Here is a 13,201-nt window from a genome sequence, read left to right on the forward strand (position 1 = left end):
ATCCGTGTCAAAATCCGGTTGGCGACATACCATGAACAAAGAGTTCTCAGGGGCTCTTACGTCCAAGGTGCGTTACCTCGTGTCATGGCCGGATGGATACAGTCAAAGCGGAAGGATGATCCTTTCGCTTTTTGCATTTAAGTCCAAGCTGTATGGGTGCGGCAGGGGCCGCTTGCTTTTTTAGAGGAAATAGGTTTTACTATACTTTGACTAGCGTAATCGACGGGTGCCATCTACTGGCAGCAACCGCTCGTCGCGCAATGATATGTGAGCGGTGTATACGAGGAAAACGTACACGGTCCTTGCATTTCTAATGGAATGAACGCGTACATAATTTGATTGGCAAGAGAGGATGTGTCCATATGAGCAGCAGCAATTTTACGTTAAAGCTGGATCCTGAACGTATGAAGGAAATGCCTATGGTCGATTTGGCCTTTGAAGTGCTGAAAGCGGCTAATACACCTTATTACTATCGCGATCTCATGATGGAGATCGCTAAAATACGCGGTCTTAACGCGGAGGGAATCAACCAGTTTATCGCACAGGTTTATACGGAGATCAACATTGACGGCCGTTTTGCTTGTGTCGGCAGCAACATGTGGGGACTGAAACGCTGGTATCCAGTTGAGCGTTCCGAGGATCCTGTAGGCAATGCGAAGCGTACCCGGATCATTAACGATGATGATGATCTTGAGGACGATGACGTATTCGCAGACGAGGAAGAGGATACTTACGCTGAAGCCGAAGAAGACTATGACGTATTTGACGAAGATCGCGAGGACTTCGAAGAAGCGGAAGAGGAAGCTGAAGTGGACGAGGAAGTCGGCATCGATGACGAGGAGCTGGACGAGGAAGAGGTCGACGGCGAATTGGATGCGGATGACGAGGATTCCGACGATGAGGATTTCGAAGACGACGATAGCGACGAGAAGTAGGCTGCTGGCTGCCAAGCCGGCGTAATCGTCTCGTTCATCTCTGTCCTTTTTGTTCGTACGAGCCTTGTCTCTAACAATTAACACGGATACGCGTTGCATCCTGTCGGTTTAGCTTGACAGGTGCTGCAAGCGCAGAGTAAACTATCTCATGGGCTAAAGATTCGGTTAACTAATAATGCATACAAGCGCAGGCGACTGGTGCCGTTCAATTGAGGCAGTCAGCTAGCAGCGCGGCGAAATATAAGCGCAGCAGCATGCCACACAGATGCTCCTTATATTTTTATATATGCCAAAATGGAAAAGTGCCCCGTTACTACGGGTGTCACTTTTTTTGTTTGTGAGGGATGGGTCTGTAGGATGCATTCCCACAAACTGGATGGACACGCGGAGCTTATCCGCATCCATGTTTATCGAGTAAATGGGCAAACCTAAACATTAACCATAGGAGCTTGGAGGGTATCATCACAGTGACCAAATATATATTTGTAACCGGCGGCGTAGTGTCGTCCTTGGGCAAAGGGATTACGGCAGCCTCGCTCGGCAGATTGCTGAAGAATAGGGGCCTCAAAGTAACGATTCAGAAATTCGATCCTTATATTAACGTGGACCCGGGAACGATGAGTCCATACCAGCACGGAGAAGTATTCGTTACCGATGATGGCGCAGAAACGGATTTGGACCTTGGGCATTATGAGCGGTTCATCGATATTAACCTCTCCAAAAACAATAACGTAACGTCCGGCAAAATTTATTCCAACGTCATTACCAAAGAGCGCCGCGGCGACTATTTGGGCGGAACGGTTCAGGTTATCCCGCATATTACGAATGAAATCAAGGACCGCGTTTTCCGCGCGGGCAAAGAAGCGGGCTCCGACGTTGTCATCACAGAAATCGGCGGCACGGTAGGCGATATCGAGAGCTTGCCATTCCTTGAGGCGATTCGCCAAATTAAAAGCGATATCGGCCGTGATAACGTGATGTATATCCACGTTACGCTTATCCCTTACATCAAGGCTGCAGGCGAAGTGAAAACCAAGCCTACCCAGCACAGCGTTAAGGAATTGCGCAGTATCGGCATTCAGCCTAACGTAATCGTTTGCCGTACAGAGCATCCGCTTGCCGATGATTTGAAACGCAAGATTGGCTTGTTCTGCGACATCGACGCAAATGCCGTAGTGGAATGCCGTGATGCTTCGACTTTGTACGAGGTTCCGTTAATGCTTCGCGAGGAGGGTCTTGACGAGATCGTCGTGAACCACCTGAAGCTAAAAACCGATCCGCCGGATATGCGCGAGTGGGAAGAGCTTGTTAAGCGTGTCAAATCGCTTCACAAGAAAACGGAAATCGCGATTGTCGGCAAATATGTTGCGCTGCATGATGCTTATTTGAGCATTGTGGAATCGCTTGAGCATGCGGGGATCGCTTCCGATTCAGAAGTGAAGATTCGCTGGCTGCACGCCGATGAGCTGACAGAAGAGAATGTCGAGGAACAACTGCAAGGCGTTCACGGTATCCTTGTGCCAGGCGGCTTCGGCGATCGCGGAATCGAAGGCAAGATCACGGCAATCAAGTATGCGCGCGAAAAACAAATTCCGTTCTTCGGTATTTGCTTAGGCATGCAAGTAGCTGTAATTGAATATGCGCGCAACGTAGCTGGACTAGCTAATGCGAACAGCTCCGAGATTAACTCATCCACACCGTACCCGGTTATCGATTTGCTGCCGGATCAAAAGGACATTGAAGATATGGGCGGCACGATGCGCCTTGGGCTATATCCATGCAAGCTGAAAGCGGGAACGCTTGCGGAACGCGAATATGGCGATGAGCTTGTTTATGAGCGTCACCGTCACCGGTATGAGTTTAATAATGAATACCGCGAGACGATTGAGAAAGCGGGCTTGTCGATTTCGGGTACTTCACCTGACGGGCGTCTTGTCGAAATGGTGGAAATGGCTGATCATCCATGGTTCTTGGCTGTTCAATTCCATCCAGAATTCACGTCCAGGCCGAACCGTCCGCAGCCTTTGTTCCGTGGATTCGTACAAGCTGCGCTTAGCTATTCCGAATAAACAACGGTCACTTCTGCTTATGACATATTCCATAACAGCTATTGATAACTTTTTCTCGGAGTGAGAAGGATTATATACCCTACCTAGCGAATATATTAACGATTATGGAAGAGTTGGCCATTTTTGTAGGTAAACTCAGTCGCGGGGGGATTTGGAGTTGGATAAGAAGAAAGTGTTGATCGTTGATGATCAGAACGGTATTCGCGTATTGCTAATGGAAGTGTTCAGCAGCGAGGGCTATAATACGTTCCAAGCGTCTAATGGCAAGCTGGCTTTGGAAATCGTGAAGAGCGAATCTCCCGATCTTGTACTGCTGGATATGAAAATTCCTGGCATGGATGGTCTGGAAATTTTAAAGCATGTAAAAACGATTGACCGGAACATTAAAGTCATCATGATGACGGCATACGGCGAGCTTGATATGATTAAAGAAGCGACAGATCTCGGCGCATTGATGCACTTTACGAAGCCTTTCGACATCGACGAGATGCGAATTGCGGTTAATATGCAGCTGCGCGGAGGAAACTCCACAAGTCGCTTTGCAATAGGCTCATAATCCAGACAACAAAAACGGCATCGTCGCTTGCTTGGGGCGCTGTCGTTTTTTTCATTTATTGGAAGCGTGAAAACAAGCGTTACTATTTCAAGTTGCAGTATGGTATAATGGCTCAGAATGACAAGCTGCACCCTCGATTTTTTTATGCTCAAAGGCAAAGTACTTGAACGATGCATATATGTTCAGCCCTTTCGCAATGCGAAGAAGGCTGGTATCCAATGAAGCCAAACGCTTGTCTTATAAGTCACATTCAAGCGCAATAACAGGAGTAAAGGAATCAAACCGCCTCAAACCGGCCAGTGGTAGAACACTCGCTTGCTTTGGCGGTTCTTCCTTTATTCCCTTCCAATCTACGGGAGGAAATATAATTAGATGGAGAAATTAATGATACGAGGCGGACGGCCGCTTCGAGGAACTGTCCAGATCAGCGGGGCCAAGAACAGCGCGGTTGCGCTCGTGCCAGCGGCGATTCTGGCAGAATCGGAAGTTGTGCTCGACAATTTGCCCATAATAAGCGATGTTGCCGTTTACGGAGAAATTTTGCAAGAGCTTGGCGCGGTTGTGAAACGCGACGGGGATATGATGCGGATTGATCCATCGCAGCTCGTTTCCAAGGCGATGCCCAATGGAAAGGTAAAGCTGCTGCGCGCTTCATATTATTTAATGGGAGCTATGCTCGGAAGATTCGGAGAAGCAACGATTGGCATGCCTGGAGGCTGCAACTTCGAGCCTAGGCCGATCGATCAGCACATCAAAGGTTTTGAAGCGCTTGGCGCAACGGTTACCAATGACCACGGCTCTATACGAATATCAGCGAAAGAGCTGCGCGGCGCGAAGATTTACCTCGATGTGTCAAGCGTCGGTGCTACGATTAATATTATGCTTGCTGCTTCCAGGGCCAAAGGGCTGACCGTTATTGAAAATGCGGCAAAAGAGCCTGAAATTATAGATGTAGCTACTCTCCTCAATGCTATGGGCGCAAAAATCAAAGGCGCAGGAACCGAGACGATCCGGATTGAAGGGGTCGATCGGCTTCACGGTTGCCGCCATTCCATTATTCCTGATCGAATCCAAGCCGGTACGTACATGATAGCTGCCGCGGCTACTCGCGGCGATGTCCTTATTGATAATGTTATCCCTAAGCATTTAGAAGCTATGACAGCGAAGCTGGAAGAAATGGGCGTTCAGGTTATTGAGATGGATGAGTCTATCCGCATCATCGGTGGACCGGAGTATTCATCTATTGACGTGAAAGCGCTCGTGTATCCGGGCTTTCCAACTGATCTTCAATCTCCCATGACCACGCTGCTTACACAAGCGACAGGAGTCAGTATTCTAACGGATTACGTGTACGGCACAAGATTCAAGCATGTACCAGAGCTCTCTCGCATGGGCGCTAATATCCGTGTTGAAGGCCGCTCCGCTGTGATAGAAGGCGGTAAGCTCAATGCAGCCAAAGTGAAGGCTGCAGATTTGCGCGCAGGTGCTGCGCTCGTTGTTGCTGCATTAACAGTAGATGAGGGTATTACGGAAATTACAGGCGTTGAATATATTGACCGAGGTTATGATAATCTAGTAGAAAATCTATGCCGGTTAGGTGCTGAAGTGTGGCGCGAGACAGAAGCCACCTCCTAGGGAATAGGATGATGCGGACGCCGTGGAATAGACGGTGTCTAATTCGGCAATGATGATTAATCAGTTCTATGATTTTACTAGATATACGAAATCATAATGAAAATTGAATAAAGTGGTGAGAACATGACAGACCTTCAGATCGCGGATCTAGAAGAGATGAAGTTAACTGATTTATACAAATTAGCGAAACAGTTTCAGGTTCCCTATTACGGAACGCTCAAGAAAAAGGAATTGATTTTCGCCATTTTGCGTGCCCAAGCGGAGAAGAGCGGCCTCATGTTTATGGAAGGCGTACTCGATATTTTGCCAGAGGGCTTCGGATTTTTACGGCCTATCAACTATTTGCCGAGCAAGGAAGACATCTACATCTCAGCCTCGCAGATCCGCAGGTTTGATTTGCGCAGCGGGGATCTTGTATCTGGAAAGTGTCGCCCGCCTAAGGAAAACGAGCGTTACTTTGGCTTGCTCCAAGTAAATGCTGTAAACGGCGAGAATCCGGAGACAGCATCGGAACGGCTGCATTTTCCTGCGCTTACTCCTCTTTATCCAGAAAAGAAGCTGGTTCTGGAGACGACATCGTCGAAGCTATCCACGCGCATGATGGATTTACTCGCTCCTGTCGGGCTTGGGCAACGCGGCTTGATCGTTGCTCCTCCGAAGACGGGTAAAACATTGCTGCTCAAAGAAATTGCCCACAGCATTTCAGAGAACCGTCCTGATATCAAATTGTTTGTCCTGCTTATTGACGAACGTCCCGAGGAAGTAACCGATATGCAGCGCTCCGTAAAAGGCGAAGTTATCGCATCGACCTTTGATGAGCTTCCGGAGAATCATATTAAAGTAGCGGAGCTTGTTCTCGAGAGGGCTCTTCGCTTGGTTGAGCATAAGAAGGACGTCGTCATCTTAATGGATAGTATTACTCGTCTAGCGAGAGCATACAACTTGGTTATTCCTCCATCTGGACGTACGCTTAGCGGCGGTATCGATCCTGCGGCGTTCCACCGACCGAAACGGTTTTTCGGTTCGGCCCGCAACGTCGAGGAAGGCGGCAGCTTGACGATTCTCGCAACTGCGCTAATCGAAACGGGCTCGCGTATGGATGATATTATTTATGAGGAATTTAAAGGTACGGGCAATATGGAGCTCCATCTCGACCGGAAGCTTTCCGAACGACGTATTTTCCCAGCGCTCGATTTACGCAGATCAGGCACGAGGCGGGAAGAGATGCTCCTTACAAAGGAAGAGCTTGAGAAGGTTTGGGCCATCCGGAGGGGCATGACGGATACGCCTGACTATGTCGATAACTTTTTGAAAAAACTAAAGGACAGCGAGAACAACGAACAGTTCCTCATGTCTCTCGATACAACGGTAGAAGCGAAGCCGGAGCGGTCCGGTATCAAAAGCAGCACGACAGCGACCAGCAGGCGGCCAACGCCTAGAACGACGCACGGATCGTAAGGCCGCAGGAGGGAGAACAACATGAATCTCGTATATGCGGATGAGAACGGCAATGTTTTTGACCATCCCGATTATATAGCACTTGGAAGAAGCGGCGACATGATTGTCGAGATTATGGAGGAGGAATTGATTCCTCTTCCTAATGGAGCAACCTTAGTCAGCCTTCCTTTCACTAGGCCGATTGGTCTAAATCCGGATTCCGGCGAAATGCAAATGCTGCCTGGCGGCTCGCAAGCGGTTGGGGCGCTGCTGCCACAGGGCTTTACCCGTCTCTGTCTGCCGGGGTACGTGAAGGCCGATAAGAATGAGAAGCTTCCTTTGTTCGGATATACGGCAGTGGTGTGGAAGGATGGAGGCTTTTATGTTACGGCGGAGCAATGCGATGATCCGGAAAGATGGGATCCGCTCAATTGCGACCGCGGCGAATTAGGCATCCAAGTCGAACGCATTCTTGCCAAATACCCGGAAAATCGGCTGTATAAGCACTTATCCAATTGCGCATTGGGTTACGAATGCCTGACCTCTTCGAACACCTTCCTTGGCCGATGGGAAGGAGCCGTTCCGGTTTCCTATTCTTGCAATGCCGGTTGCTTCGGTTGTATTTCCGAGCAGCCGGATGACAGCGGCTTTGTCGCTCCGCAAACTCGCATGAACTTTAAACCGACCGTTGAAGAGGTCGTGGAGATCATGCTGGAGCATCTTCGCGAGCCGGAATCGATTATCAGCTTTGGACAAGGCTGCGAAGGCGAACCGTCGACGCAGGCTAGAATTATTGTGGAAGCGATGAAACGCGTTCGCAGTCAGAACTCGCTTGGCTATATCAACATCAACACCAATGCGGGCTTGACCGATTACATGCGTGCTATCGTGGATGCGGGACTTAACCTGATGCGGGTAAGTACGATTAGCGCCCTCGATGACCACTACAACGCTTATTACAAGCCGCGCGGCTACACCTTGAAGAACGTAGAGAAATCGTTGAAATATGCATCTGATAATGGGGTATATACCTCTATTAACTATTTGATTTTTCCCGGGGTTACCGATCGCGAGGAAGAGATTGAAGCGATGATCGGATTCGTCAAGCGTACGGGCCTTAAGCTCATCCAAATGCGTAATTTGAATATCGATCCGGAAAGCTATTTGGCTATTATACCAAAGGCTCAGGGTGAGATTTATGGGATGAAGCAGATGCTGGAGATTTTCCGCGAAGAGCTGCCGGATGTTGTGATTGGCTCATATACGCATGTCCCGCCTGCCGCTTTGCGCAGATAAGAGTCCCTTATTAAGTAATTTCAGCTAATATTAACATATGAGCGATTATTCATTGCAACTGTAAAAGAGTTCATGCTATAATCCGAGATGTGTGATTTAACTCTGGGTCCGCATGCGACTCAGGGCAGAAAGAGGTGAACGAGATGAAACAAGCAATTCATCCGACATACCACATCATTACAGCAACTTGCGCTTGTGGAAATTCCTTCGAGACTGGTTCGATTAAACCGAGCCTTCGCGTAGAGGTTTGTTCCCAATGCCACCCATTCTACACGGGTAAGCAAAAGTTCCTGGATGCTGGCGGCCGCGTCGATCGTTTCAAGAAGAAATACGGAATTTAATCCATTCAACCGTTCCGCCTTTATTTGGCAGAATACAAGAGCCTCCCTCAGCCATCCTATTGGTTAGAAGGGAGGTTTTTTGATTGGAAAAGAAACGAACGGTTTTTACGGATCGATTGGCTTCATATCGAATAACGTTAATGCTGTTACTCGTGCTGTCTTTAGCCGTTACGCTATCTGCATGCGGCGGCGGCAAGCGGGACAAAATGAAAACATATGGTCATGACGGTTATATGGGGTATTCGAACAGCAACCCGAATTTGCCTAACCGCCTTCAATATCTGAATTATAACGCAGACGGCGATATGATCGAGCAGGTGCTTAAGCCGATTAGCGGCATAGAGCATACGCGGATTTACTTCAACGGCACGGACCTGCATGTGAACCTGGATGTAGCAGGTTCTTTGTCGGACGGGCAGGTTGAGCAGCTGCGTGCGAAGGCTCAGTCGGTTGTGCAGCATAATATGCCACGCTATAACGTTCATGTGGAAGCCAAACGATAAGAATAGCCATATGATCTCAATTTGCGGTACGAGTTGCGCTTTGTGCGCGAATCGGCTATACTTATTTTTGCCGTGCTAGATGGGGAGGTAGCGGTGCCCTGTAACTCGCAATCCGCTGTAGCGAGGTTGAATTCCTATTTGAGGTTATGCTGATGTAGGGTCTTGGCACTTGCGAGCAGTGTTGACAGTTGGGTCCTCCGCAATGGACGTTTGTGAACCCGGTCAGGTCCGGAAGGAAGCAGCCATAAGCAAATTAGTTCATGTGCCGGAGGAGTGCCTGACTCGAGCTGTAGTGCAAGGATGTCGCCTGGGTCGCATTTATCAGGAGTAGGTGCACGGTACTAACCATTTTCAAATCATGATTTACAATAACAGAAGCAACACCTGGTTACGCTGTTCGATGCTCTAGTCGGAATTAGCGGAAGCAGGTGTTTTTGTTTAAATATAAGCCTTTGTATGTTTCGCACGATAAAGTATTCTTCTATTTCTACTAGAAGCGGATACCCTCTTCTTGCAGAGGACGGCGAAGCCGTTTTTTCTTGTAACAGAATATGGATTTGACAGGTAAAAGAAAGTTTTGCTTGCTACACAGTTGTTGTATAATAGGAATGCGGCAATTTTTATTGCAATAAAAGGCAACATGAAAGGAAAGGTCTGCGTGTCACATATCGCTTTATACCGTGCCTGGCGTCCGCAGACGTTTCAGGACATGGTTGGACAACAGCACATTATCCAAACGCTGCAGAATTCCATTCGTGAACAACGAGTGTCACATGCCTATCTCTTTAACGGGCCAAGGGGAACAGGAAAGACCAGCGCCGCCAAAATACTAGCGAAAGCGGTTAACTGCGAACGCGGTCCTGCCGAGGAACCTTGTAATGAATGCGATGCTTGCATAGGGATTACCGCTGGTCATATTATGGATGTAATCGAGATCGATGCTGCTTCTAATCGTGGAATTGACGAAATTCGCGATATCCGTGACAAAGTGCGATATGCGCCCTCGGAAGTGCGGTTCAAGGTTTATATTATAGATGAAGTACATATGCTTACGGCTGAGGCGTTCAATGCCTTGCTCAAGACATTGGAGGAGCCGCCGGGGCATGTGATATTTATCTTGGCGACGACCGAACCGCATAAGCTGCCTGCTACGATTATTTCACGCTGCCAGCGGTTTGATTTCAGGCAGGTTTCGCTTGAAGAGCAGACGGAGCACTTGATTAAGATTTGCCAGGAGGAAGGTATCGAGGCAGATAAGGACGCTATTGCGTATATCGCCAGATTATCCGAAGGCGGTATGCGTGATGCGATCAGCTTGCTGGAGCAGGTCTCCGCATTTGCTGATAATCGTATCACGCTTGAAGCTGCGGTAGACGTGACTGGCGGCATGGCTGCGGATCACTTCTATCAATTGGCGGAAGCGGTCAAGGATCGCAATGTTTCGGCTGTGATGCCTTTGGTAGAGAGCTTGATGCAAGCGGGCAAAAGTGCTGACAAATGCCTCGAGAACTTGATCTATTACTTTAGAGATTTGTTAGTAATGAAGCTTGCTCCTCAGGGCGGTGCGGTAACGGAAAGAATTGTGGATCCGGAACGCTTCAAAATGATGGCAGATGCCTTCACGCCAGCGCGCTTGTTCTCTATGATCGATACGCTCAACCGCTATCAAGTCGAGCTGAAGCATGCTTCCCAGCCCCAAACTTTGTTTGAGGTCGCGCTTATGAAGCTATGTACGCTTGGCGATGAGCAATCCGCAGGCGGTACTGCTGCTTCAAGCACGGGGCCTGCAGCTTCTAACGGAGCGCAAGCCGCGGAAGTGGGACGATTGCGCCAGCAGGTTGAAGCGCTTGAGCGCAAGCTGGAACAGGCCATGCAGAATGGAATAGCGGGCGGAGGGCAATCCTCGGCTGCTGATCAGGCGGCAAGCAAGCAAGCCGCCCGAACGAATGCGGTTCGCACGTCGTTCGGCGGATCTGGGGGAGCGGCGAGAACCGTTAAGCTTGATCCGTATTTGGCGAATGCAGGCAGTCCGGAGTTCAATCAATTCCGTATGAAATGGAATGATGTCCTTCAAGGCGTGAAGGATGCCAAGATTACCGTTCATGCCTGGTTGAAGGATGGAGAGCCCGTCGCTTCGGCAGATGATGCCATCCTTGTCGCATTCAAAAATACAATGCACCGGGAAACGACCGAAAAACCGGCGAATCGTGATATTATTGAGAAAGTGATGCACGATGTGCTAGGTGGATCATTCCGAATTGTCACAGTCATGATGAAGGACTGGCAGGCTGCCGCACAGGGAGCGGTTTCGCAGAAGAGCGAGACTCTGCAGCTCGAGCATGAGTCAGCGGATTCGCCTCATGCACCTCAGCCATCCGGCAGGCCGGTGTGGGTAGAGGAAGCCGTTAAGCTTTTTGGCGAAGACCTAGTAGTTGTGAAGGATAATGATTAAATACTAATGATGAGGTGAATAGAAATGAATAACATGAACCAAATGATGAAGCAAGTTAAAAAAATGCAGGATCAAATGATGAAGGCTCAAGAAGAGCTTGAAACGAAAACAGTTGAAGGTACGGCTGGTGGCGGTGTCGTGACGGTTTCGGCCAATGGCCATAAGAAGCTGCTTAACATTACCATTAAGCCTGAGGCAGTAGATCCGGAGGATGTAGAAATGCTGCAGGATCTTGTGCTCACAGCGGTGAACGATGCACTTTCTAAGGTAGATGAGCTTGCGAATAAGGATATGGGTAAATTTACTGGCGGAATGAAAATTCCTGGATTGTTCTAAGCAGCAGTCTTGCTTCCGTTTGAAAGGAGCTGTACCCAGTTTTGTATTACCCCGAACCGATAGCGAAGTTGATTGATGCTTTTACGCGATTACCGGGTATTGGACCCAAAACGGCCGCCCGTCTGGCGTTTCACGTGCTTCGAATGAAAGAAGACGATGTTATTGATTTCGCTAAGGCGTTAGTGAGCGTTAAGCGTAATTTGTTCTACTGTTCGGTTTGCTGCAACATTACGGATACCGATCCCTGCAGGATTTGCCAGGATAAATCGCGTGACCAATCGGTCATTTGCGTCGTTCAGGATTCGAAGGACCTTGTAGCCATCGAGCGTATGAAAGACTATGAAGGGCAATACCACGTCCTGCAGGGTGCGATTTCTCCCATGGAGGGCATTGGGCCGGATGAGATTCGAATTGCCGAGCTATTGCGAAGACTGAGCGATGAGCGCGTGCAGGAGCTTATATTAGCCACTAACCCGAACATTGAAGGCGAAGCGACAGCGATGTACCTTTCAAGGCTTATTAAGCCATTTGGCATTCGTGTGACGCGCATTGCACATGGATTGCCGGTTGGCGGAGATCTTGAGTATGCGGACGAGGTTACGTTATCGAAAGCGCTCGAAGGTCGAAGAGAAATTAATTAATCATGTTCCTCCGAAAGCGGCGGCCCGGTATTTACTGGGCTGGCCGCTTTTGTTGTTTCGACAGATACGCAGCCGTCCAATCTGCCGTTCTATTCCTTAGTCCAAGCCTATACATATAGTAATGGGTTGTAATTGACGAAGATATGCGGGAGGGGATGGGCTTGATCAAAAAGCAGCGAGAAGCACTACATAAGGATTCGGCGCACATGGAGGAAATCCGAAAGGAAATAGGGGAAGCACACCGTGAATGGGAGAATGCCAATCGTTTTTTCGAGTATGCGGTTGGACAGGATCAAATCGATTACGCTATTTACAGTATTATTACTGCAGAGAAAAGATATGAAATGCTGCTTCGGTTAGCGAAGCATTCGAATGAAAAATGGCCGCGCTGGGGAGGGATTGGAATATGAATGCGATTTGGTTAACCTTATTTGTGGGTTCTTCTCTTTTATTGGCTATTGTATTATTCAAGAACAAGCTTTCATGGAGAATGCTTCGCAGCTTTACGCTCCATCTTGTGCTAGCCGCAGGTTTGCTCTATTTACTTAATTACTCAGACCTCTTGCCCGGCATTTATATCCCCTTGAATCCGATTACCATAGGAACAGTCATTGCATTAGGCGTACCAGGGATTGCTTTGATTGCAGGTCTCCAGTGGGTCGTTGTATGATGAATTTGCAAAAAGGTTTAAGTAAAAGGTTGACTCGCATATCGTTTATATGCTACATTAGTTCTCGCGCCAAGAGTAAGCAAGCAAGCTTAAAAAAAAGAAATTAAAAAAAGACTTGCATTAACTTGGGCATCTGTGATATATTATAAAAGTCGCCAATGAGACACACGGCCGACACGAAAGAAAAGATTGCTCTTTGAAAACTGAACAACGAGTAACAACTGCCTCGCAAATCCTTCGGGATAAGCGAAAAAGCGATAACAAGTAATGAGCATTTCAAACACCAATTTGGAGAGTTTGATCCTGGCTCAGGACGAACGCTGGCGGCGT

Annotated in this window: 13 protein-coding genes and 1 other RNA gene; all 14 read left to right on the top strand. The window is 48.4% G+C overall.

Features of this window, described 5'->3' with window-relative positions:
• Positions 1-362 precede the first annotated feature (362 nt).
• The 14 genes from rpoE to AC0YN3_RS30830 all read left to right on the top strand — a co-directional run bounded on the left by rpoE (position 363) and on the right by AC0YN3_RS30830 (position 12,871).
• Positions 363-935: a DNA-directed RNA polymerase subunit delta gene (rpoE, locus tag AC0YN3_RS30765; RefSeq protein WP_475778706.1), complete on the top strand. Its 573-nt coding sequence runs from the start codon at positions 363-365 to the stop codon at positions 933-935.
• Between the two features lie 467 nt (positions 936-1,402).
• Positions 1,403-3,004 (top strand): CTP synthase, encoded by a 1,602-nt coding sequence (locus AC0YN3_RS30770; RefSeq protein WP_475778707.1) that lies wholly within the window; start codon positions 1,403-1,405, stop codon positions 3,002-3,004.
• Between the two features lie 157 nt (positions 3,005-3,161).
• Positions 3,162-3,560, top strand: a complete 399-nt coding sequence (locus AC0YN3_RS30775) for a response regulator (protein WP_475778708.1) — start codon at positions 3,162-3,164, stop codon at positions 3,558-3,560.
• Positions 3,561-3,932: 372 nt separating this feature from the next.
• A complete protein-coding gene (locus AC0YN3_RS30780) occupies positions 3,933-5,195 on the top strand; it encodes a UDP-N-acetylglucosamine 1-carboxyvinyltransferase (RefSeq protein WP_475778709.1) in 1,263 nt (420 codons plus the stop codon).
• A 123-nt stretch (positions 5,196-5,318) separates the two neighbouring features.
• On the top strand, positions 5,319-6,653 hold the full coding sequence (gene rho, locus AC0YN3_RS30785; protein ID WP_183571057.1) for a transcription termination factor Rho: 1,335 nt from the start codon (positions 5,319-5,321) through the stop codon (positions 6,651-6,653).
• A gap of 21 nt (positions 6,654-6,674) precedes the next feature.
• Positions 6,675-7,928 (top strand): radical SAM family protein, encoded by a 1,254-nt coding sequence (locus AC0YN3_RS30790; protein WP_475778710.1) that lies wholly within the window; start codon positions 6,675-6,677, stop codon positions 7,926-7,928.
• A gap of 143 nt (positions 7,929-8,071) precedes the next feature.
• Complete coding sequence (gene rpmE / locus AC0YN3_RS30795; RefSeq protein WP_053373265.1) at positions 8,072-8,269, top strand: 50S ribosomal protein L31; 198 nt, start codon at positions 8,072-8,074, stop codon at positions 8,267-8,269.
• An 83-nt stretch (positions 8,270-8,352) separates the two neighbouring features.
• Positions 8,353-8,772 (top strand): hypothetical protein, encoded by a 420-nt coding sequence (locus AC0YN3_RS30800; RefSeq protein WP_475778711.1) that lies wholly within the window; start codon positions 8,353-8,355, stop codon positions 8,770-8,772.
• Between the two features lie 70 nt (positions 8,773-8,842).
• An RNA gene (ffs, locus tag AC0YN3_RS30805) (signal recognition particle sRNA large type) lies at positions 8,843-9,111 on the top strand.
• A 319-nt stretch (positions 9,112-9,430) separates the two neighbouring features.
• The gene (gene dnaX, locus AC0YN3_RS30810; RefSeq protein WP_475778712.1) at positions 9,431-11,224 is read left to right on the top strand and encodes a DNA polymerase III subunit gamma/tau; all 1,794 of its coding nucleotides are present in this window, start codon (positions 9,431-9,433) and stop codon (positions 11,222-11,224) included.
• Between the two features lie 24 nt (positions 11,225-11,248).
• Positions 11,249-11,560 (top strand): YbaB/EbfC family nucleoid-associated protein, encoded by a 312-nt coding sequence (locus AC0YN3_RS30815; protein WP_475778713.1) that lies wholly within the window; start codon positions 11,249-11,251, stop codon positions 11,558-11,560.
• Between the two features lie 41 nt (positions 11,561-11,601).
• Positions 11,602-12,201 (top strand): recombination mediator RecR, encoded by a 600-nt coding sequence (gene recR, locus AC0YN3_RS30820; RefSeq protein ID WP_475778714.1) that lies wholly within the window; start codon positions 11,602-11,604, stop codon positions 12,199-12,201.
• Positions 12,202-12,362: 161 nt separating this feature from the next.
• The gene (locus AC0YN3_RS30825) at positions 12,363-12,611 is read left to right on the top strand and encodes a DUF2508 family protein (protein ID WP_475778715.1); all 249 of its coding nucleotides are present in this window, start codon (positions 12,363-12,365) and stop codon (positions 12,609-12,611) included.
• Positions 12,608-12,871 carry a pro-sigmaK processing inhibitor BofA family protein gene (locus AC0YN3_RS30830; RefSeq protein ID WP_475778716.1) on the top strand — a complete coding sequence of 88 codons (264 nt, stop codon included), beginning with the start codon at positions 12,608-12,610 and terminating at the stop codon, positions 12,869-12,871. Before AC0YN3_RS30825 ends, AC0YN3_RS30830 begins: the two co-directional genes overlap by 4 nt.
• The last annotated feature ends 330 nt before the right edge of the window (positions 12,872-13,201 follow it).

The organism is Paenibacillus sp. J22R232 (assembly GCF_056269165.1).